The sequence below is a fragment of the Streptomyces sp. NPDC006655 genome, assembly GCF_040703965.1.
Lineage (GTDB): Bacteria > Actinomycetota > Actinomycetes > Streptomycetales > Streptomycetaceae > Streptomyces.
Genome location: NZ_JBEYJU010000026.1, coordinates 1 through 21,701, shown reverse-complemented (window position 1 = coordinate 21,701; position 21,701 = coordinate 1). Strand labels below are relative to the sequence as shown.

The following is a 21,701-nucleotide window of genomic DNA, read 5'->3' as shown; positions in this document are numbered from 1 at the left end:
CGCTGATCGGGAGCCGCACCCGCAGGGGGTACGGCGTGGCCGGGACGGCCGCGCCGTACTCCGGGATCAGCCGCCGCGCCGTATCTCGAAGTGGTCGATCCGGGCCCCGTTCTGGGCCAGCGCCGACACCTTCAGCCGCGGGGTGCCGCCCGGCTCCGCCTCGACCTTGAGGAAGGAGAAGCCGGTGTACCGCACCCGCGACCACTCCACCGTCTCGGCCGCGTTGTGCTGCCCCTCGGCCCAGTGGAAGCTGTCCACCGCGCCGTGCCGGGTGACGTGCCCCTCGTAGCTGTCCTGCACCCCGGAGGGGAACGCGTACAGGGCCCGTCCGCCGCCGCCCGCCGTGACGTGGACGATTCCGTCCCGGGTCGGGTCGGTCGAGCCGCCGACCGGGACCGCGCGGCCGACCCGGCCGTCCTTCACCGCGTCGGTGCGCTCGTAGACGTGGTTGTGTCCGTTGATCACCAGGTCCACCTGGTACCGGGCGAACAACGGCAGCCAGGCCGCGCGGACGCCGCCGTCGGAGGCGTGCGAGGACGTCGAGTACGCGCAGTGGTGGAAGAAGACCACGACGAAGTCCACGTCCCCGGCCGCCCGCAGCTCCTTCAGCTTGCGCTCCAGCCACGCCGTCTGCCGGCCGCCGCTGTAGCCGAGGTTGGCGGGAATCTCGTACGACACGTCGTTCGCGTCCAGCGCCACGAAGCCGACGTTGCCGTACGTGAACGCGTACACGCCCGGCGCACCGCGCGGGTCGAAGCCGTTGTCCGGGAGGGCGAAGCGGGCGTACTGGCCGCCGTAGCCGTCGGGGGAGTACCAGGCCTCCATGTCGTGGTTGCCGGTCGTCACCATCCACGGCACCGACCGCGCCACCGGGTCGTTCTGCTTCAGGAACCGGTCCCACTCGCGGGCGTCGTAGCCGTCCGAGGTCTTCCCGGCGCCGTTGCCGTCGGCGTAGCAGATGTCACCAGCGTGCAGGTGGAACGCGGGTTCCTGCTTGAGCAGCGCGTTGTCACCGGCCAGCGCGGCCCGGCCGACGCCCTGGTCGCCGAAGGCCGTGAACACGAACCGCTCCGGGCTCGCGGGCGCGGTGCGGAAGGGGGTGACGGCGGAGCGGTGGCCCGGGGCGGCCGGGTCCCAGCCCTCGTGGCCGACGCCGTAGTAGTAGGTGGTGCCGGGGGCGAGGCCGTCGACCGCCGCGTGCAGGTAGTACTGCTCGACCACCGGGCGCACGCCCTGCACGCCGGGTGTGTGCAGGTGCCGTACCTCCGCGTCGACGCGCCGGGCAAGGTCGTCGGGCCGGGTGCCGATCCGGACGAACGGCCGGCGGACGGGGGAGGGCACCTGCCAGGAGATCCGCATCTGCCGTCCCGGGTCGGCACCGAAGGCGAGATGGCGGCCGAACGGCGGGACCGCCGCACCCCGGACCGCCGAGGTGGCCGGCGCCGGGCTCGCCGACCTCCCCGCGCAGCCGGCCAGCAGACCACCGCCCGCCACCGCGCCCGCCGTCACCAGGGTGCGGCGGCTCACCAGCCGGGTGCGCAGGTACTCGTACTGTTCGGCCATGCTCATCCGGGCCGCGAGACGCGGCGGAATGCCGAAGTCGGGGACGTCCATGCCGCAAAGATGCCCAGCACACGTCGACAACCGCCCTGCGTACGGGTGAACGCCGGGCGACGGGATGACCGGTCCCCCGTCCGCATGGCGGACGGTGTGTGTCATCCCATGGGACGAAGAGTAGGGTGCCGAGCATGTCTCGCAGCATCGATCTCGCAGTGATCCCCGGTGACGGCATCGGGCAGGAAGTCGTGGCCGAAGGCCTCAAGGTCCTCACCGCCGTCCTCCCGCAGGATGTGAAGCTGGAGACCAAGGAGTACGACTTCGGCGCCCGGCGCTACCACGCCACCGGTGAGACCCTCACCGACGCCGACCTCGACGCGCTGAAGCAGCACGACGCCATCCTGCTGGGCGCGATCGGCGACCCGAGCGTCCCGTCCGGCGTCCTGGAGCGCGGCTTCCTGCTGAAGCTCCGCTTCGCCTTCGACCACCACGTCAACCTGCGTCCGTCGAAGCTCCTCCCCGGTGTCGCCACCCCGCTGGCCGGCGAGCCCGAGATCGACTTCGTCGTGGTCCGTGAGGGCACCGAGGGCCCCTACACCGGCAACGGCGGCACCATCCGCAAGGGCACCGAGCACGAGGTCGCCACCGAGGTGTCCGTCAACACCGCCTACGGTGTCGAGCGGGTCGTCCGGGACGCCTTCGCCCGCGCCCAGGCCCGCCCCCGCAAGAAGCTCACGCTGGTCCACAAGAACAACGTGCTGACCTTCGCGGGGCACCTGTGGACGAACATCTTCACCAAGGTGGCCGAGGAGTTCCCCGAGGTCACCACGGACTACATCCACGTCGACGCGGCCACCATCTACCTGGTCACCGACCCGGCCCGGTTCGACGTGATCGTCACCGACAACCTCTTCGGCGACATCATCACCGACCTCGCCGCGGCCGTCTCCGGCGGCATCGGCGTCGCGGCGAGCGGCAACATCAACCCCTCCCGCGAGTTCCCCTCGATGTTCGAGCCGGTCCACGGTTCCGCGCCCGACATCGCCGGCCAGGGCAAGGCGGACCCGACCGCCACGGTCCTGTCCGTCGCCCTGCTGCTGCGCCACCTCGGCTACGAGGCCGAGGCCGCCCGCGTCGAGGAAGCGGTCACCGCCGACCTCACCGAGCGCCAGGGCAAGCCCGCCCGCTCCACCTCGGAGATCGGCGACGCGCTGGCCGTACGAGTAGCCGGCTGACCCGTCCCCAGAGCTCGAAAAGCCTGGGGGGACCCCCAGGCCACTCGAAGCCTCACGAAGACTTTCGAAGCCGCCGGGTCGCACACGCATCCGGCGGCTTCCCCGTGCCTGCCACCGGGTGCCACCATCAACCCCGGCTCCGCTTTCACCCCGATTCCTTCCACCCAGGCCCCCGCGCGATAATCGAACGCGAAGCCGCGGTATGAGGGAATGCTCGGACGTCCTACGACAGGGGTGTGAGCGCGGCCACTACTACAACCGGTGAAGGACTACCACTCATGACGACGCCCACGATCGAGCTCAAGCCGTCCGCGCACCCGACCGCCGCCGCCGAGCGCGAGGCGATCCTCGCCAACCCCGGATTCGGCCGCCACTTCACCGACCACATGGTGACGATCAAGTGGACCGAGGGCCGCGGCTGGCACGACGGCCAGCTCGTCCCGTACGCGCCGATCCCGCTCGACCCGGCCACCAACGTCCTGCACTACGCCCAGGAGATCTTCGAGGGCCTGAAGGCCTACCGCCGCCCCGACGGCTCGGTGGCCACCTTCCGGCCCGACCAGAACGCCAAGCGCTTCCAGCGCTCCGCCCGCCGCCTCGCCATGCCCGAGCTGCCGGTGGAGACCTTCATCGAGGCCTGTGACCTCCTGGTCCAGCAGGACAAGGACTGGGTCCCGGCGCACGGCGGCGAGGAGTCCCTCTACCTGCGCCCCTTCATGATCGCCACCGAGGTCGGCCTGGGCGTCAAGCCGGCCAACGAGTACCTCTTCCTGGTGATCGCCTCCCCGGCCGGCGCCTACTTCCCCGGTGGCGTCAGGCCGGTCTCCATCTGGGCCTCCGAGGACCGGGTCCGCGCCGTCCCCGGCGGCATGGGCGACGCCAAGACCGGCGGCAACTACGCGGCCAGCCTGCTCGCCCAGGCCGAGGCCGCCGCCCAGGGCTGCGACCAGGTCTGCTACCTCGACGCGGTCGAGCACAAGTGGGTCGAGGAACTCGGCGGCATGAACCTGTACTTCGTGTACGGGGACAAGATCGTCACCCCCACCCTGTCCGGCTCGATCCTGGAGGGCGTCACCCGTGACAGCCTCCTGACCGTCGCCCGTGACCTCGGCTACGAGTCCGAGGAGGCCAGGGTCTCCATCGACCAGTGGCAGCGCGACTCGGAGAACGGCACCCTCACCGAGGTCTTCGCCTGCGGCACGGCCGCCGTGATCACCCCGGTCGGCACGGTCAAGCGGACCGGCGCCGAGTGGCGGCAGTCGGGCGGCGAGCCCGGCGAGGTCACCCTCAGGCTCCGCGAGGCGCTCCTCGACATCCAGCGCGGCACGGCGGAGGACAAGCACGGCTGGATGCACCAGCTCGGCTGACCGCTCTCCCGGTCGCGGATCGGTGCGGTACGCAGCAGCTTGGAGCGGCGTTCAATGTGAGGCGCGATGCTTCCGAGTCAATTCCTTTCCCTCAGAGGTGTCACTCGTTAGAGTGACGTTCAAAGTGAAGGGAACGATATGCGGCTGACCCCCACCGAACGCGACCGGCTGCTGCTCTTCGGAGCCGCCGAGCTGGCCCGTGCCCGCCGCGCGCGGGGCCTCAGGCTCAACGTGCCCGAGGCCACCGCGCTGATCGCGGACACCGTCTGCGAGGCCGCCCGGGACGGAAAGCGGCTCGCCGAGGCCGTCGAGGCCGCCCGCGCCGTCCTCGGCCCGGCCGACGTGCTGCCCGGCGTCGCCGACGTCGTCACCGAGGTGCACGTGGAGGCCGTCTTCGACGACGGGTCGCGGCTCGCGGTCGTCACCGATCCGATCGTGGGCGGGGCGCTGGGGGAGGACGCCCCCGGCGCCCTGCTGCCCGGCCCCGCGCACAGCGACCCGGAGGCGGTCGTCCGGCTGACCGTCACCAACACCGCCACCGTCCCGGTCTCCGTCACCTCGCACTTCCACTTCTTCGAGGCCAACCCGCGCCTCGACTTCGACCGTGCCGCGGCCTACGGCCTGCGGCTCGCCGTCCCCGCGGGCTCCTCCGTGCGGTTCGGCCCGGGGGAGTCGCTGCGGGTCGGCCTGGTGCCGATCGGCGGCGACCGGGTCGCCATCGGCTTCGCCGGGCTCGTCGACGGCCCGCTGGACGCGCCCGGCGCCCGCGAGGAGGCCCTGCGCAGGGCCGCCGCCTGCGGATACCTGGGCGTACCGGGAACCGCGGAGGCCGGCCGATGAGCCGCCCGGGAGGCCACCCCGCCGAGGCCCGCCGGCTCACCCCGCACGAGTACGCCGCCACCCACGGCCCGCGCGCCGGCGACCGGGTCCGGCTCGGCGACTCGGGACTGGTGATCCGCGTCGAGGACGACTCCCAGCGCCACGGCGACGAGTTCCTGGCCGGGTTCGGCAAGACCGCCCGCGACGGGCTGCACCTGAAGGCCGCCGCGGTCCGGGACACCTGTGACGTCGTCATCAGCAACGTGGTCGTCATCGACGCCGTGCTCGGCATCCGCAAGGTGTCCATCGGCATCAGGGAAGGGCGCATCTGCTCGATCGGCCGGGCCGGCAACCCCGACACCCTCGACGGCGTGGACGTCGTGGTCGGCACCGGGACGTCCATCGTGTCCGGTGAGGGGCTGATCGCCACCGCCGGGGCCGTCGACACCCATGTCCATCTGCTGTCGCCCCGCATCATGGAGGCCTCCCTCGCCTCCGGCGTGACCACGATCATCGGGCAGGAGTTCGGGCCGGTGTGGGGGGTGGGCGTCAACTCGCCCTGGGCGCTGAAGCACGCGTTCGGGGCCTTCGACGCCTGGCCGGTCAACATCGGCTTCCTGGGCCGGGGTTCGTCCTCGCACCGGGCGCCGCTGGTCGAGGCGCTGGCGGAGGGCGGCGCGTGCGGCTTCAAGGTGCACGAGGACATGGGCGCCCACACCCGCGCCCTGGACACCGCGCTGCGGGTCGCCGAGGACCACGACGTCCAGGTCGCCCTGCACAGCGACGGGCTGAACGAGTGCCTGTCCGTCGAGGACACCCTCCGGGTCCTGGAGGGCCGGACCATCCACGCCTTCCACATCGAGGGCTGCGGCGGCGGACACGTCCCCAACGTCCTGAAGATGGCCGGCGTCCCCCACGTCATCGGCTCCTCGACCAACCCGACGCTGCCCTTCGGCAGGGACGCGGTCGCCGAGCACTACGGGATGATCGTCTCCGTCCACGACCTGAAGACCGACCTGCCCGGCGACGCCGCCATGGCCCGCGACCGCATCCGCGCCGGCACCATGGGCGCCGAGGACGTGCTGCACGACCTGGGCGCGATCGGCATCACCTCCTCCGACGCGCAGGGCATGGGCCGGGCCGGCGAGACCGTCCGCCGTACCTTCGCCATGGCCGGGAAGATGAAGGCCGAGCTGGGCGCCCCGGACGTCGGCCACGACAACGACCGCGTACTGCGCTACATCGCCAAGCTGACCATCAACCCCGCCATCGCCCACGGCCTCTCCCACGAGGTCGGCTCGATCGAGGTCGGCAAGCTCGCGGACATCGTGCTGTGGTCGCCCGAGTACTTCGGCGCCAAGCCGCAGCTCGTCCTCAAGTCCGGCTTCCCGGCCTACGGCGTGACCGGCGACCCGAACGCGGCCACCGACACCTGCGAACCCCTCGTCCTCGGACCGCAGTTCGGAGCCCACGGCGCGACCCCCGCCGACCTCTCGGTGGCGTTCGTCGCACAGGCCGCCCTCGACCAGGGCGACGACACCATGCCCACCCGGCGCCGCCGGGTCGCCGTCCGCGGCACCCGCGGTATCGGCCCGGCCGACCTGCGGCTCAACTCCCGTACCGGAGCGGTCGACGTCGACCAGCGCACCGGCCTGGTCACCCTCGACGGAGCACCCCTGCGCTCGGAACCCGCCGACGCCGTCTCCCTCAACCGCCTGTACTTCCTGTAACTGTCACCTTCTGTGAGGACCCCCGTGAACAAGGCAGCCTCCGACGGCTTCCGGATGCCCGCCGAGTGGACCCCGCACGAGCGCACCTGGATGGCGTGGCCGGGCCCCAACCCCACCTTCGACGACCCCGACGACCTGCGTCTGTCCCGGATCGCCTGGGCCTCGGTGGCCCGCGCGGTGCTCCGCTTCGAGCCGGTGACGGTCGTGTGCGGCCCCGGTCAGTCGGTGCAGGCGCGGACGCTGCTCGGCCCGGGGATCGACACCGTCGAGCGCGACCTGGACGACGCCTGGATGCGGGACATCGGCCCCACGTTCCTCACCGACGGGCGGGAACTCGCCGCCGTGGACTGGACGTTCAACGGCTGGGGCGCCCAGCACTGGGCCCGCTGGGAGCACGACGCGAAGATCGCCGCCCAGGTCGCGGACCTCGCGGGCGCGCGGACGTACGCCTCGAACCTGGTGAACGAGGGCGGCGCGATCCACGTCGACGGCGAGGGGACGGTCCTGCTGACGGAGACGGTGCAGCTCGGCCCCGAGCGCAACCCCGGCTGGACCCGCGAGGAGGTCGAGGCCGAGATCCACGGGATGCTCGGCACCCGCAAGGCGATCTGGCTGCCGCGCGGACTCACCGGCGACTACCCCCCGCACGGCTTCGGCACCCTCGGCCACGTCGACATCGTCGCCGCCTTCGCCCGCCCCGGCCTCGTGGTCGCCCACCACCAGCCGGACCCGGCGCACCCCGACCACGAGGTCACCAAGGAGGTCATCGGGCTGCTGCGGTCCGCGACCGACGCCCGCGGCCGCGCCCTGGAGGTCGTCGAGGTCCCCGCGCCGACCGTCCTGGAGGCCGACGGACACTGGGCGGACTACTCCTACATCAACCACTACCTCTGCAACGGCGGTGTGGTGCTGTGCGGCTTCGACGACCCGCGCGACGAGACCGCGGCCGGGATCTTCCGCCGTCTCTTCCCCGAGCGGACCGTGACCCTGGTGGACGCCCGTACGATCTTCGCGGGTGGTGGCGGTATCCACTGCATCACCCAGCAGCAGCCGAAGATCTAGGAAACCAGGAGCCGACATGGCCGGTGCGCGCAGGAACGCCCCGCCCCGCGAGGACGTGCTCGCCGCCGCCATGACCATGATCGCCGACCGGGGTCTGGAGAAGCTCACCATGGCCGCCCTCGGCCGCGAGGTCGGGATGAGCAGCGGCCACCTCCTCTACTACTTCCACTCCAAGGACGAGCTCCTGCTCCAGACCCTGGAGTGGAGCGAGGGCCGGCTGGGCGCCGAGCGCGGCCGGCTGCTCACCCGTCCCGGCACCGCCCGCGAGCGCCTGGACGGGTACGTCGACCTGTACGTGCCCGACGGACACCGCGACCCGCACTGGACGCTCTGGCTGGAGGTCTGGAACCGCTCGCAGAACGCCGAGGAGGGAGCCCGCGACCGGCAGGCGGCCATCGAGGGCTCGTGGCACCGCGACCTGGTGGCGCTGCTCGCGGAGGGCGTGTCCACGGGCGAGTTCCGCCCGGTCGACCCGGACCGCTTCGCCACCCGGCTGCGCGCCCTGCTCGACGGCTTCTCCATCCATGTGGCGATCGGCCTGCGCGGCACGGACCGGACCCGGGCTCTCGGCCACGTACGGGAGTTCCTGGAAGCGGATCTCGTGCGACACCCGGTGTGACGACCGCATCCTGAGACGGTGAGTGAGCCGGGGACACGGTTGTGCCAGACTGCCCCCGTGCTCTCGTTCGCCACGATTATTGGCAGCAGGCGCGCCGGTCCGCAGTGACCACCACGTACGACCAGGTACGGGTGGCCATCGTCGTCCTCGACCCGCGCGCAGACCTCTCGCACCCGCGAGGGGTTTTTTCGTTTTCCGGCCCACCTTCAGCCGGGAGGCAGGCGCGAGGGACCATGGAGGCACGGTGGAGCCGGTCATTCCGGTACGACCGAGATTCGACATCAGGAGCCTTGAGACCATGACCGAGACGGAAACCAACGGGCTGGACGACTCGTTCCACGTCTTCGACACCACGCTGCGCGACGGCGCGCAGCGCGAGGGCATCAACCTCACCGTCGCGGACAAGCTCGCCATCGCCCGGCACCTGGACGACTTCGGCGTGGGCTTCATCGAGGGCGGCTGGCCGGGTGCCAACCCCAGGGACACCGAGTTCTTCGCCCGTGCCCAGCAGGAGATCGACTTCAGGAACGCCCAGCTCGTCGCCTTCGGAGCGACCCGGAGGGCGGGCGCCAAGGCGGCGGAGGACCCCCAGGTCAAGGCGCTGCTGGAATCCGGCGCCCCGGTGATCACGCTGGTCGCCAAGTCCCACGACCGGCACGTCGAGCTGGCCCTGCGCACCACCCTCGACGAGAACCTGGAGATGGTCCGCGACACCGTCTCCTTCCTCAAGGACCAGGGCCGACGGGTCTTCGTCGACTGCGAGCACTTCTTCGACGGCTACCGCGCCAACCCCGAGTACGCGAAGGCCGTCGTCCGCGCCGCCTCGGACGCCGGCGCCGACGTCGTCATCCTCTGCGACACCAACGGCGGCATGCTCCCCGCCCAGGTCAACGCCGTGGTCTCCACCGTCCTCGCCGACACCGGCGCCCGGCTCGGCATCCACGCCCAGGACGACACCGGCTGCGCGGTCGCCAACACCCTCGCCGCCGTCGACGCGGGCGCCACCCACGTGCAGTGCACGGCGAACGGCTACGGCGAGCGCGTCGGCAACGCCAACCTGTTCCCGGTGGTCGCCGCCCTGGAGCTGAAGTACGGCAAGAAGGTGCTGCCCGACGGCCGGCTGCGCGAGATGACCCGGATCTCCCACGCCATCGCCGAGGTCGTCAACCTCACCCCCTCCACCCACCAGCCGTACGTGGGCGTCTCGGCCTTCGCCCACAAGGCCGGCCTGCACGCCTCCGCCATCAAGGTGGACCCCGACCTCTACCAGCACACCGACCCCTCCCTCGTCGGCAACACCATGCGCATGCTGGTCTCCGACATGGCGGGCCGCGCCTCCATCGAGCTCAAGGGCAAGGAACTGGGCGTCGACCTCGGCGGCGACCGGGAACTGGTCGGCCGGGTGGTGGAGCGCGTCAAGGAACGCGAGCTCAAGGGCTACACCTACGAGGCGGCCGACGCCTCCTTCGAACTCCTGCTGCGCGCCGAGGTCGAGGGCAAACCCCGCTCCTACTTCCGCATCGAGTCCTGGCGGGCCATCGTCGAGGACCGCCCCGACGGCACCCACGCCAACGAGGCCACGGTCAAGCTCTGGGCCAAGAGCGAGCGCATCGTCGCCACGGCGGAGGGCAACGGCCCGGTCAACGCCCTCGACCGGGCCCTGCGGGTGGCTCTGGAGAAGATCTACCCGCAGCTCGCCAAGCTCGACCTGGTCGACTACAAGGTCCGCATCCTGGAGGGCAAGCACGGCACCGAGTCCATCACCCGGGTCCTGATCTCCACCTCCGACGGCAGCGGCGAATGGTCCACGGTCGGCGTCGCGGAGAACGTGATCGCCGCGTCCTGGCAGGCCCTGGAGGACGCCTACACCTACGGCCTGCTGCGCGCGGGCGTCGAGCCGGCCGAGTAGGCGGCACCCGGACGCCTGCTGCCGCGCCCGCCGTGCCGGAGGCCCGGTGCTCGCGCCCGCCGTGCCGGAGGCCCGGTGCTCGCGCCCGCCGTGCCGGAGGCCCGGTGCTCGCGCCCGCCGTGCCGGACGCCGGGCGGTCCGCCCGGCGCCGGTTCGGCCGACGCCGGGTGGGCCCCTCCTCTCACCTTTCTCCCGACCGAGTCGGGTGGTGGGTGGGCGAGGGCCCGGGGGTCCAGGGGGCGGAGCCCCCTGGGTGGGTTCGGCTACTGCAGGCGCCACTTCTGGTTGGCGGCGCCGGTGCACGACCAGATCTGCGCCCTGGCCCCGTTCGCCGACGAGTTGTCCGTGACGTCCAGGCACTTGTCGGCCGCCGTGTTCACCACGTCACCGGTGGACGAGTTGTACGACCACTGTTGCGCCCCGGTGCCGTTGCAGTCGTACAGCTGCACCTTCGCGCCGTCCGCCGTCGACGCCGAGGTGACGTCGAGGCACTTGCCGAGGGCGCGGATCGACCCGTCGGACTGCACGGTCCACTGCTGGGCGGTGGAGCCGTTGCAGTCGTAGAGCTGGACGGCGGTGCCGTTCGCGGCCGAACCGCCCGCCACGTCCAGGCACTTGCCGGCCAGCCCCACGAAGGCGCCGCTCTGGCTGCCGCCGCCCGACTGGGTGCCGGACCAGGTGAAGGTCGCCGACGTCTTGCCGGGGAGCGAGTAGGTGGCGTGCTGGGAGCCCCAGTTGACGGTGACGGTCTTGGCGGAGGACGCGTCGTTGTAGGCGATCAGGGCCTTCGAGCCGTCCGGGTTGCGCCAGGCCACGTTGGGCACGGCGGTGGACGCCGTGGAGGCGATCCGCTGCGCGCCGGGCCGGACGAACTTCGTCAGCTGGCCCATCGTGTAGTACTCGACGGTGTAGTCGACCGTCCCGCTCGCGCCGTCCCCGTTGTGCACGGTGATCAGGCCGGTGCAGGTGCCGCAACCGCCGTTGTGCGGACCCATGTTCTGGTCCACGGCCAGCGACCACTTGGTCACCGACTTCGCCCAGTTGCGGGTGTAGTCGATGATGTTGTTCATGTCCTCGCGCTGCTGGTCGGCGACCCAGGTGCCGCCGGAGTGCTCGGTGCCGAAGGCGTCCAGGTTCGGGTACTGGTTGTGGACGGTGGTCTGCTTGGAGACCCCGCTGATGTCGCTGTAGCCGTGCCAGGCGATCCCGCCGAAGTTGGGGTGGTTGCGGATCGTCGCGTCGTCCACGGACGCGGCCGCGTAGGAGTCGTAGACGTCCCAGTTCCAGTCGTGCGCCAGGACCTTGGTGGACAGCCCGGCCGACTGGAGCTGCGGCAGCAGGTCGTTCTTGAGGAAGTACTGGAGCCCCGAGGCGTTCCAGCTCATCGACGGGTAGCCGGAACAGCAGGTCGGCTCGTTCTGCGGGGTCACGTAGGAGACGTTGACGCCCTGGTTCTTGTACGCCTGGAGGTACTTCACGAAGTAGGCGGCGTAGGCCGCGTAGTCCTCGGACTTCAGCCAGCCCCCGTTCAGCGAGCCGCTGTCCTTCATCCAGGCCGGTGCCGTCCATGGCGAGGCCATGACAGTCAGAGAGGGGTTCAGCTGGAGCGCCTGCTTGGTCAGCGGCACGACGTCGGCGAGGTCGTGCGAGATGGAGAAGGCGTTCAGGTTCGGGTCGGTCTGCCCGGCGGGTACGTCGTCGTACGTGTACCCGTACCGTGCCAGGTCCGAGGCGCCCATCGGATTGCGCAGGAACGACAGGCCGATGCCGTCCGCGGGGGAGAACAGCTTCTTCATGGTGGCGTCCCGGGTGGCCTGGGACAGCGCCCCGCTGCTGTTCATCAGCCAGGCCGCGGTGTCCGTGAAGGACGCGCCGCCGCCGGTGAAGGTCTGGTACCGGGTGTTCTCGTCGACGGTGATGTTCTCGCCGCCGCCCCCGGTCCCGGCGGAGAAGGCGAACGGCGTCTGCGCCTGGAGCCCGCGCGTGACATGGCGTCCGGCGGCGTCGTCGGTGGTGGTGAGGTACGCGGTGACCTGCTCACCGGCCGCGTGCGCCGGCGGTACGACGGCGCTGAACCCGGCCGCGGTGAGCAGCCCGGCGAGCAGCAGCCGGAGGGTGCGGGGGGTGCTTCTCGCCGGCACGTGGGGGGTGCTTCTCATCGACACATCGCCCTTCCTGACGGGACGTCTTGACGGGTGTGCGGGCCGTTAGTTAACTCACGTCGTGATCTAAGCCATGAGTGAACTCCGAGAGCCTTGAGTGAACCAGAGAGTCGAGGGAAGGTCCATGCCAAGAGCCGCCCTGCTCGTCTCCACCGCACTGCTCGCAGCCCTGATTCCCCTGTCCGCCGCCAGTGCCGCCGACGACCCGGCCCCCACCCCCGTCGACCGCTTCGAGGGCGAGGTCCCCTTCGCCTCCCAGCCCGCCGAGGGCATCTTCACCTGGGGAGGCGACAGCGACGACCCGCCTGCCCTCCAGCTCGCCGAACGCGCCGACGCCCCCGAGGGCGCCAAGGTCCTCTCCGGGACCTACGACATCAGCGGCTACGGCGGCTTCAGCCACGACTACGCGGCCGCCGGGCCCGCCCACGACTGGTCCGCCCACAAGGGCATCCGTTTCTGGTGGGACGGCCAGGACAACGGCAAGAAGATCGCCTTGGAGATCAAGGACGGCGGCGCCAACGGTGAGGCCTCCGAGCTGTGGACGACGTCCTTCACCGACGACTTCACCGGCTGGAAGCAGATCGAGATCCCGTTCACCGACTTCGTCTACCGAACCGACTACCAGCCGGTCGGCGGCATCGACCACGTCCTCGGCCTGACCCAGATGTGGGGCTACGCGGTCACCCTCCCCGTCGGGGCCAAGGGCCGGTTCGCCATGGACGACGTGGAGCTGTACGGCAAGGCCGACCAGGCGCTGCGCGCGTCGGTCACCACGGACGCGGCCGTGTACCCGGTCAAGTCGGGCGGCACGGCGACCGTGCAGGTCACCGTCGCCACCACCGGCTCCGCCCCGATCGACGACCCGGTCACCGTCGCGTACACGACGCAGGGCGGGACCGCCGAGGCCGGCAAGGACTACAAGGCGGTCTCCGGCACCGTCACCTTCCCGGCGGGCACGGCCTCCGGGGCCACCCGGACCATCAAGGTGCCCACGCTGAAGGTCCGTTCGGCCGAGGCCGCGAAGACCGTCCCGCTGAAGCTGACGGTCGACGGGGCCAAGGCCCCGGCCGAGACCCCGCAGGTCGTCATCGACGCGCACGGACTGCCGTACCTCGACAGCAGGTTGCCCGTGCGGAAGCGGGTCGCGGACCTCCTCTCCCGGATGTCCCTGGCGGAGAAGGCCGGGCAGATGACCCAGGCCGAACGCGGCGCCGTCGGCACCGGCGGTGACATCGCCGCCTACGACCTCGGCTCGCTGCTCTCCGGCGGCGGCTCGACGCCCACCCCCAACACGGCCGCGGCCTGGGCGCGGATGATCGACTCCTTCCAGCTCCGGGCGCAGGCCACCCGGTTCCAGATCCCGCTGGTGTACGGCGTCGACGCCGTGCACGGCCACAACAACCTGGCCGGCGCCACGATCATGCCCCACAACATCGGCATCGGCGCCACCCGCGACCCGCGACTGGCCGAGCGGACCGGGGCGGTGACGGCGGCCGAGGTCCGGGCCACCGGCATCCCCTGGGACTTCGCACCCTGCCTGTGCGTCACCCGTGACGAGCGCTGGGGCCGCTCCTACGAGTCCTTCGGCGAGGACCCGGCGCTGGTGACCTCCATGGAGACGGTGATCCAGGGTCTGCAAGGACGTGCCGACGGACGCGACCTGAAGGACGACGACAAGGTGCTCGCCACCGCCAAGCACTTCGTCGGCGACGGCGGCACCGCCTACGGTTCCTCGACGACCGGCACCTACACCATCGACCAGGGCGTCACCACGGTCACCCGGCAGCAGCTGGAGGCGATCCACCTGGCGCCGTACCGGGCGGCCGTGGACCGCGGGATCGGCACGGTCATGCCGTCCTACTCCTCGCTCGACATCGTCGGCGACGGCCTCGGCCCGGTGAAGATGCACGCCCGCGCCGACATGATCAACGGGGTCCTCAAGGACCGGATGGGCTTCAAGGGCTTCGTGATCAGCGACTGGAACGCCATCGACCAGCTGCCCGGCGACTACGCCTCCCACGTCCGCACGGCCGTCAACGCGGGCGTCGACATGATGATGGTGCCCTACGGCTACCAGGACTTCACGAAGACCCTGATCGACGAGGTGAAGGCGGGCACCGTCAGCGAGCGGCGGATCGACGACGCGGTGTCCCGCATCCTCACCCAGAAGTTCAGGCTCGGTCTCTTCGAGCACCCGTACGCCGACACCTCCGGCGCCTCGAAGATCGGCTCCGCCGCGCACCGGGCCGTCGCCCGGCAGGCGGCCGCCGAGTCGCAGGTGCTGCTGAAGAACTCCGACGGCGTGCTGCCCCTGAAGAGGTCGGAGAAGGTGTACGTCGCCGGGTCCAACGCCGACGACCTCGGCAACCAGACCGGCGGCTGGACCATCACCTGGCAGGGCCAGTCCGGCACCCACACCACCGGCACCACCGTCCTCCAGGGCATGAAGAACGCCGGGGGAGACGTCACCTACTCCAAGGACGCCTCGGCGCCGACGAACGGGTACGACGTGGGCGTGGTCGTGGTCGGCGAGACCCCGTACGCCGAGGGCGTCGGAGACGTCGGCAACGGCCACGCCCTGACGCTGTCCGCCGCCGACCGGGCCGCCGTGGACAAGGTGTGCGCGGCCATGAAGTGCGCGGTGCTGATCGTCTCCGGGCGCCCGCAGCTCATCGGCGACCGGCTCGGCGAGATCGACGCCCTGGTGGCGTCCTGGCTGCCGGGCACGGAGGGCGACGGCGTGGCCGACGTGCTCTACGGCAAGAAGGCCTTCACCGGGCAGCTCCCGGTCACCTGGCCGAAGTCCGAGGCGCAGCTGCCGATCAACGTGGGCGACGCGTCGTACGACCCGCAGTACCCCTACGGCTGGGGTCTGACCACGCTGACCAAGGCCCCCAAGGGCGGCGAAGCCACCCTGAAGGCGCTCGGCGCGGCGGCCAGGGCGGCCGAACGGGCGGGCTCCGACGCGGTGGGGCGGAAGGTGGTCGGCACGGCCCGGCTGCTGGTCCAGGCGAAGATCGGGCAGGCGGTCACGGCGGCCGTCTCGAAGCCCTTCGCCGACGCGGACCACCTGCTGCTGACCGGGAAGTACGCGGCGGCGGTGCAGAAACTGGCGGAGGCGTACCGGGCAGCGTAGGAGGACAGCGCTCCAGGGGAGGCTTCGGGGTAGGTTCGGAGCATGAACGCGGTGCGACGGACCACCCGAAGTCTCCCGGGGCTGCTGTTCCTGGCGCTTGCGCTGGCGCTGGTCGCCCTGACCGCGTCCGCCCCGCGGGCCGGCGCGGCGACCGGCGTCTCGGCGATCGCCGAGGCCCTGCGCAAGAACCCGGTGTACGTCGACCCGGCGGCCGCCGCCCAGCTCTCCGCGGCCGACGCCGACGCGCTGAACCGGCAGATCAGGGACGCGGACAAACCCCTGTTCATCGCGGTCCTGCCGGCCGGCTATCCCACCGCGAAGCTCTTCACCGACCTGCGCACGGCCACCGGGATCACCGGTCTGTACGCCGTCCGCCTCGGCGACCGCTTCGACGCCCGCGCCGACTCCTCGGTGCTGCCCCGGACGGCCGTCCAGAACCTGGTCACCAGCGTCCAGGGCGAGAGCGCCAGGACCCAGCTGACCGACTTCACCGACCGTGCCCTGGCCAACATGGGCGGCAAGGCCCCCGCGAGCTGGGGCGGCGCCGGCACGGGCGGCTCGGGCGTCTCCAGTACGGCGCTGATCGCGATCGGAGCCGTGCTGGTGGCCGGCGGGGCGGGCGCGTACGCCCTGGTCCGTCGCAACCGCCGGCGCCACGAGCAGGAGCAGCGGGCCGCGCTGGACCGGCTGCGGGTGGTCGTGGACGAGGACATCACCGCCTTCGGCGAGGAACTGGACCGGCTCGACTTCCACCCGGCCGAGTCCGGCGCGGACGACGCGATGCGGGCCGACTACGAGCGGGCGCTGAACGCCTACGACCAGGCGAAGTCGGCGATGGCCGACGCCCGGCGGCCGGAGGACGTCCGCGCGGTCACCGAGGCTCTGGAGGACGGCCGGTTCTCGCTCGCCCAGCTGGCCGCCCGCCGCACCGGAACCCCGCTCCCGGAGCGCCGCCCGCCGTGCTTCTTCGACCCCCGGCACGGCCCCTCGGTCGCGGACGCCAGCTGGACCCCGCCCGGCGGCGCGCCCCGTGAGGTACCGGTCTGCGCGGCCGACGCCGCCCGGCTGGCCGACGGCCGGGACCCGGCGGTCCGCGAGGTCGACACCGACCTGGGCCGCCGCCCCTACTGGGACGCGGGCCCGGCCTACGGTCCCTGGGCGGGCGGCTACTTCGGCGGCGGCATCCTGCCCGGCCTCCTCCTCGGCACCGCCCTGGGCGGCTGGATGTCCGCGCCCGCCTACGCGGCCGACTACGGCACCGGCTACGGCGACTTCGGCGGCTTCGACACCGGCGGCTACCAGGGCGGCGACGTCTCGGGCGCGAACTTCGACCCCGGGGACTTCGGCGACTTCGGCGCAGGCGGCGGGGACTTCGGGGGCGGCGGGGACTTCGGGGGCGGCGGGGGAGGGGACAGCGGCGACTTCGGCGGTGGCTTCTGACCTGCTGTCCTCGGTGAGGCTCAGCACGGACCGCCGCCGGTCCGACGGGTCCGGCGTGGACCCAGTGCCGCATCAGGCAACGTTCGCCCTGTTGTGACGGTAGCGTTGCTGCGGGTGGCGATCTCTCGCGGCGTACGGGGGGCAACTCATGAACCAGCAGGTGAACCTGGTGACACTGGGGGTCGAGGACTTGAAGGCCAGCCGCCGGTTCTACAGCCATGGCCTGGGCTGGACACCGCTGCTCGATCTGGACGAGATCGTCTTCTACCAGATCGGCAAGGGACTGGCCCTGGCGCTCTTCCCCCTGGCTGACCTCGGTGCCGACACCGGGCATCCGGCAACCGCCGGCACGCCCTTCACCCTCGCCCAGAATCTCGGCTCGCCCGCCGAAGTCGACAACGCTGTGCAGCGGGCTCGTGCGGCAGGAGCGACTGTCCTCAAAGAGCCGCAGCCCGCGGCGTTCGGCGGCTACCACGGCTACTTCGCCGACCTTGACGGCCACCGCTGGGAGGTGTGCCACAACCCTGGCTGGTCGGTCGCGGACGACGGCACCGTGACACTGACGGCCATCGAGGAAGCCGACGCGGAGGAATGACGCCGTCCGCGCCGGGCATGTCCGTGGCGAAGACAGTCGAAGTGACGTTCACCAGCGCGGACCGGGAGACTCTCACGCTCCCGGAGCGCCGGGAGATCAATAAGGTCGCCAAGGTGGTTCCGCAGGAGGTGGGACACGTCGGCGCGGGTCCTGACGCGGTCGGCGCGTGCGATCTGCGCGAGGACCCACCATGGCGGCGGGGTGGTACTCGTAGGCGGCCCAACCTGGCACAGCGCAGCCCGGCCGCGTGCCACCAGGCGGGCGGGGAAGGCCCGTCGGCCTCCCGCCGGCACGCGAGGTCCCACCGGAACTCCTCATCCGCGAACGGCATCCAGTGGATGCCGCGTTCACGCAGTCAACCGCAGAGGGCGACGAAGGGATGCGGACGCCCCGGCACGTTCTCGTACGAGGTGATGAGGACCCAGTCGGTCTGCTCAGTCGCGGGCGACGCGGTCAAGGAACTCGCTCCAGATGGAGGGGGAGACGGTGAGTATGGGTCCGCCGGGTGTCTTCGAGTCACGGACGTGGACCTTCGCGGACGTGGCGGCGACCTCGACGCAGTTGCCGCCTTCGCTGCTGCTGTAGCTGGACTTGAACCACTGAAGTGCGGTGCTCATCGGTCTCCTAGCAGTCCGTCGAGGAGGCGCACGCTCTCATCGGGTGAGAGGGCCTGTGACCGCAGCATTCCATACTTGTGGTGATAGTCGCTGACCTCGTCGGGATCGTCCACGAGGAAGCTGACGCGCTGCACTTCCAGGTACGTCAGACGCTCGTGTTCGGGTGTCTCCAGCAGGACCATGGGACCACCGAGACCGGCGTGCGGTGTCCGGTCCTCGGGCATGATCTGAAAGCTCATGTGAACCGGCTCGGTGTACTTCAGGATCTGCCGGATCTGTTCCCGCATCACCTCCGGACCCCCGACATTCCGCCGCAGGACGCTCTCCTCGATGATGAAGTGACCGACAGGCGGCCGCTCCCGCTGCCAGACCAACTGCCGCTCCATACGGGCGTCCACCCACTGCTCGGACGTCTCGCTCCCCAGGGCCGGATACCGGTAGCCGAAGACTGCACGGCAGTAGTCCCGCGTCTGGAGAAGCCCCGGAACGACCAGACTCTCGTACGAGAGGATTCCCACCGCCTCCTGCTCGTGATCGACCAGCCCCTGCGCGAACTGCACGATCCGCTCCCGGACCGGCAACTTGGCCACCAGCACGGCCAGCACCCCACCCGTCCCCAACAGTTCGTCGAACTGCTCGGCCCGGTCCGGCTGAAGTGCCAGCCTCCCCTGTTCGATCGACCCCACCGTGTCCACGTGAATGCTCGCCATCTCGGCGAACTGCTCCTGTGTGACGCGCGCCTGTTTCCTGCAGTGGGCCAGCACCGCTCCGACCGCCTGCCACGAACCGACCTTCTTCGGCTTCCTCGCCACCTGCATGCGTGTCCCTTTCCCCCGGTGGGCGCCCGAACCGCTCGTAGTGAACTCGTAGAAGTCAGAACTACGGCCTCACTCACTGATCCACGGTAGTCACTCACGGTGACACTCGCCTCATGAACGCGGAACTCCAACACCCCCACACCCGCCAGGCGCTCTACCGCCGGGACCGCAGATCCGTGCGTCTGGCCCGGGAGTTCACCCGAGAGGCCCTCACCGACTGGCAGGTCGGCCCGCGCGCCGACGACGTCCTGCTCTGCGTGAGCGAACTGACCACCAACGCGTTGCTCCACGGAGTTCCGCCGGGCCGCGGCTTCCGCCTCCGGCTCGCCCTGCACCCCGACGGGGTCCTCCGCACCGAGGTCCACGACAGCGGTCCGGGCGAACTCCGCTTCGGCGACGTGTCCCCGGAGTCGGAACACGGCCGGGGGCTGTTGCTGGTCACGCTGCTCGCGGACAAGTGGGGGACGGGGGAGCGGGAGCCGGGGAAGGTGGTGTGGTGCGAGTTCGCGGTCAGGGGGGCCCGCGTCGCCCTAAGCTCTTTCGTAACGCCCTGCCCCCGTGATTGCACGATGACCGCGACCGGCCCCGAGCAGGTCGCGTTCATGGAGAACGCAGGCCTGCCGCTGAGCTCGACGTCGCACAAGACCTTCACCGAGGTCGAGCCGACCCGGCGTCTGGCCTACACCACGCTCGCCGACTTCATCCCCGGCGTCGAGCCGTACGAGTTCCTCACCGAGGTCGAGCTGCGTCCGGCGGTCGACGGCGGAACACACGTGACCATGACGGCCGACACCATGCACGACGAGGAGTGGACCGGGCGGCTGGCCGCCGGGCGAACGAACGAGATGGACAACCTCGCCAAGGTGGTCGCGTCCTGAACCGACGGCTTCGGCAGAGGCGGCGGCGACTTCGGGAGCGGCGGGGGAGGGGACTTCGGGGACTTCGGCGGAGGCTTCTGAGCGGGCTCGGGCCCGTCTCCGGTCTGTCCCCGGCCTACTCGAGATCCCCCAGCCGCTCCAGCACCGGGGCGGCGAGCAGCAGCACCCCCCGTTCGGTCTCGCCGAGCGTGCGCAACGCCTCGGCGAGCCAGGCGTCCCGTTGCGCCATGTCCGCCTCCAGCGCCCGCCGCCCGGCCTCGGTGAGGCTCAGCACGGACTGCCGCCGGTCCGACGGGTCCGGCGCCCGCCCGATCAGCCCCTCCGTCTCCAGTTCGGCGAAGACCCGGGTGAGCGACTGCGGCCGCTGCCGTTCGGCCGCCGCGATCTCGCCGGGTGTCGCACGGCCGTGCCGGTGCAGGTGGCCGAGGACGACGAGCTGATTGGCGCTGAGGCTCCCGTCCCCGCGTTCCCGCCGGAGCCGACGGCTGAGCCGGATCAGGGCACGCCGGATGCGGGCGGCGTCGGAGAGGGCGTGATCGACGTCGGGGAGAGCATGATCCATACGGCTTATAGTAAGCGAAAGCTGATGACTGTGCCGCTGTTTACCTCGTACTCTTCTCGTCGTGACCGCAAAACTGATACGCAATGCGTACGAAGCGGTGCTGACGACGACCGCAGTCCTGCTGTCCTGGTCCGCAGCCCTGCTGGTGGAGAACCTGGCCGGGCTGCACACCGACGTGCTCGTCCTCGCGTGCGCCCTGACCCTGACCCTCGCCGGCAGTCAGCGCACCGCGGACACCCGGCGTCGGCTCACCGCGCTGGTGCTGCTGCCGGTGACGGCGGGCGCGTCGATCTTCGTCGGCCGTTTGATCGCCTCCCACTACCCGATCGGCGCCGCCGTCTACACGGCCGGCATGGCGCTGGCCATCTGGATCCGCCGCTACGGCCCCGCGGCGACCAAGGCCGGCACCCTGATCGCCCTCCCCCTGGTCGCCCTGCTCGTCGTCCCCGGCCCGGCGCTGCCCCCCGAGGCCCAGAGCGGGCTGGTGACCTGGCGCTGGTCGGCGCTGATCGGGGCGCTGGCATGCGGCACGGTGTGGCTGGTGCAGGGGCTGGCGGACCGCTTCGGCCCCTGGCGCCCCGACCCGGCCCCCGCTCCACCCGCGCGCCGCTCCCCCCTCCACCCCCGCCCCAGCACCCGTATGGCCGTGCAGATGGCGGCCGCAATCGCCGTCGCCTTCGCCGTGGGCGACCTGCTCTTCGCTGACCACTGGCCCTGGGTGGTGCTGACCGCGTACGTCGCCGCGAGCGGCAACCGCGGCCGAACGGACGTACTGCGCAAGGGAGTCGAGCGGCTCGTCGGCGCCTTGGTCGGCACCCTCCTGGCGACGGTCGTGGCGGCCGCGGGCATCACGGGCCACACCGCCGTGGCCCTGATGTTCACGGTCCTCGCGATCGCCCTCTGGCTGCGCCCCCTCAACTACGCCTACTGGGCGGCCGGCGTGACCTGCGTCCTCTCCCTCCTCCTCGGCTACTTCGGCCAGAACGCACAGCACCTGCTGCCGGTCCGCCTGGAGGGCATCGCGGTGGGCGCGGTCCTGTCGGTGGCGTCGGCCTGGTGGCTGCTGCCGGTACGGAAACGAACCGCCCCCGGCCTACTGCGGCCGGCTCGGACGGCGTCGCGACGCCCGGCACGCACGCTCGACGCACGGGGTGGCGGGTCAGGTGGCGGAGCCACCTGACCCGGAGGGCGGAGC

At 71.4% G+C, this 21,701-nt stretch carries 17 protein-coding genes and 1 pseudogene; 13 read left to right on the top strand and 5 right to left on the bottom strand.

Translation table 11 applies throughout. The annotated features are described in order from the left end of the window. Nucleotides 1-66: 66 nt before the first annotated feature. Nucleotides 67-1,614: a metallophosphoesterase family protein gene (locus tag AB0958_RS17320; protein WP_366891269.1), complete on the bottom strand. Its 1,548-nt coding sequence runs from the start codon at nucleotides 1,612-1,614 to the stop codon at nucleotides 67-69. Nucleotides 1,615-1,748: 134 nt separating this feature from the next. On the opposite strand from AB0958_RS17320, the gene AB0958_RS17315 reads away from it, so the two are divergent. The 7 genes from AB0958_RS17315 (at nucleotide 1,749) to cimA (ending at nucleotide 10,298) form a co-directional block, all read left to right on the top strand. Beyond that, nucleotides 1,749-2,792, top strand: a complete 1,044-nt coding sequence (locus tag AB0958_RS17315) for a 3-isopropylmalate dehydrogenase (RefSeq protein WP_366891268.1) — start codon at nucleotides 1,749-1,751, stop codon at nucleotides 2,790-2,792. Between the two features lie 278 nt (nucleotides 2,793-3,070). Then, nucleotides 3,071-4,159, top strand: a complete 1,089-nt coding sequence (locus AB0958_RS17310) for a branched-chain amino acid aminotransferase (RefSeq protein ID WP_366891267.1) — start codon at nucleotides 3,071-3,073, stop codon at nucleotides 4,157-4,159. 138 nt (nucleotides 4,160-4,297) lie between these two features. Then, the gene (gene ureA, locus AB0958_RS17305) at nucleotides 4,298-4,999 is read left to right on the top strand and encodes an urease subunit gamma (RefSeq protein WP_366891266.1); all 702 of its coding nucleotides are present in this window, start codon (nucleotides 4,298-4,300) and stop codon (nucleotides 4,997-4,999) included. Beyond that, complete coding sequence (locus AB0958_RS17300) at nucleotides 4,996-6,708, top strand: urease subunit alpha (RefSeq protein WP_366891265.1); 1,713 nt, start codon at nucleotides 4,996-4,998, stop codon at nucleotides 6,706-6,708. Before ureA ends, AB0958_RS17300 begins: the two co-directional genes overlap by 4 nt. 24 nt (nucleotides 6,709-6,732) lie before the next feature. Further along, nucleotides 6,733-7,770, top strand: a complete 1,038-nt coding sequence (locus AB0958_RS17295) for an agmatine deiminase family protein (protein ID WP_366891264.1) — start codon at nucleotides 6,733-6,735, stop codon at nucleotides 7,768-7,770. Nucleotides 7,771-7,786: 16 nt separating this feature from the next. Continuing rightward, a complete protein-coding gene (locus AB0958_RS17290) occupies nucleotides 7,787-8,389 on the top strand; it encodes a TetR/AcrR family transcriptional regulator (protein ID WP_366891263.1) in 603 nt (200 codons plus the stop codon). Between the two features lie 298 nt (nucleotides 8,390-8,687). Continuing rightward, nucleotides 8,688-10,298, top strand: a complete 1,611-nt coding sequence (gene cimA / locus AB0958_RS17285; protein ID WP_366891262.1) for a citramalate synthase — start codon at nucleotides 8,688-8,690, stop codon at nucleotides 10,296-10,298. Between the two features lie 263 nt (nucleotides 10,299-10,561). On the opposite strand, the gene AB0958_RS17280 is transcribed toward cimA, so the two are convergent. After that, entirely contained in the window at nucleotides 10,562-12,457 is a 1,896-nt protein-coding gene (locus AB0958_RS17280) for a lectin (protein ID WP_366891261.1), read from the bottom strand. Between the two features lie 127 nt (nucleotides 12,458-12,584). On the opposite strand from AB0958_RS17280, the gene AB0958_RS17275 reads away from it, so the two are divergent. From AB0958_RS17275 to AB0958_RS17265, 3 genes are all read left to right on the top strand, one after another. Next, a complete protein-coding gene (locus tag AB0958_RS17275; protein WP_366891260.1) occupies nucleotides 12,585-15,596 on the top strand; it encodes a glycoside hydrolase family 3 N-terminal domain-containing protein in 3,012 nt (1,003 codons plus the stop codon). Between the two features lie 42 nt (nucleotides 15,597-15,638). Then, the gene (locus AB0958_RS17270; protein ID WP_366891259.1) at nucleotides 15,639-17,036 is read left to right on the top strand and encodes a hypothetical protein; all 1,398 of its coding nucleotides are present in this window, start codon (nucleotides 15,639-15,641) and stop codon (nucleotides 17,034-17,036) included. A gap of 148 nt (nucleotides 17,037-17,184) precedes the next feature. Then, nucleotides 17,185-17,631 (top strand): VOC family protein, encoded by a 447-nt coding sequence (locus AB0958_RS17265; protein WP_366891258.1) that lies wholly within the window; start codon nucleotides 17,185-17,187, stop codon nucleotides 17,629-17,631. Nucleotides 17,632-18,065: 434 nt separating this feature from the next. On the opposite strand, the gene AB0958_RS17260 is transcribed toward AB0958_RS17265, so the two are convergent. Together AB0958_RS17260 and AB0958_RS17255 are read right to left on the bottom strand one after the other, a co-directional pair. After that, on the bottom strand, nucleotides 18,066-18,248 hold the full coding sequence (locus AB0958_RS17260; protein ID WP_366891257.1) for a DUF397 domain-containing protein: 183 nt from the start codon (nucleotides 18,246-18,248) through the stop codon (nucleotides 18,066-18,068). Next, entirely contained in the window at nucleotides 18,245-19,066 is an 822-nt protein-coding gene (locus tag AB0958_RS17255) for a helix-turn-helix transcriptional regulator (protein WP_366891256.1), read from the bottom strand. The genes AB0958_RS17260 and AB0958_RS17255 overlap by 4 nt, the downstream gene beginning before the upstream one ends. 113 nt (nucleotides 19,067-19,179) lie before the next feature. Between AB0958_RS17255 and AB0958_RS17250 the strand changes: the two are divergent. Together AB0958_RS17250 and AB0958_RS17245 are read left to right on the top strand one after the other, a co-directional pair. Then, nucleotides 19,180-19,578 (top strand): annotated as a pseudogene (locus AB0958_RS17250) (ATP-binding protein); the annotation flags it as partial. 57 nt (nucleotides 19,579-19,635) lie between these two features. After that, nucleotides 19,636-19,944, top strand: coding sequence for an SRPBCC domain-containing protein (locus AB0958_RS17245; protein ID WP_366891337.1), 309 nt, complete (start codon nucleotides 19,636-19,638; stop codon nucleotides 19,942-19,944). Between the two features lie 115 nt (nucleotides 19,945-20,059). Here AB0958_RS17245 and AB0958_RS17240 read toward each other — a convergent pair whose 3' ends face one another. Further along, nucleotides 20,060-20,506 carry a MarR family transcriptional regulator gene (locus tag AB0958_RS17240; protein WP_366891255.1) on the bottom strand — a complete coding sequence of 149 codons (447 nt, stop codon included), beginning with the start codon at nucleotides 20,504-20,506 and terminating at the stop codon, nucleotides 20,060-20,062. Between the two features lie 61 nt (nucleotides 20,507-20,567). Between AB0958_RS17240 and AB0958_RS17235 the strand changes: the two genes are divergently transcribed. Continuing rightward, nucleotides 20,568-21,686 carry an FUSC family protein gene (locus AB0958_RS17235; RefSeq protein ID WP_366891254.1) on the top strand — a complete coding sequence of 373 codons (1,119 nt, stop codon included), beginning with the start codon at nucleotides 20,568-20,570 and terminating at the stop codon, nucleotides 21,684-21,686. The last annotated feature ends 15 nt before the right edge of the window (nucleotides 21,687-21,701 follow it).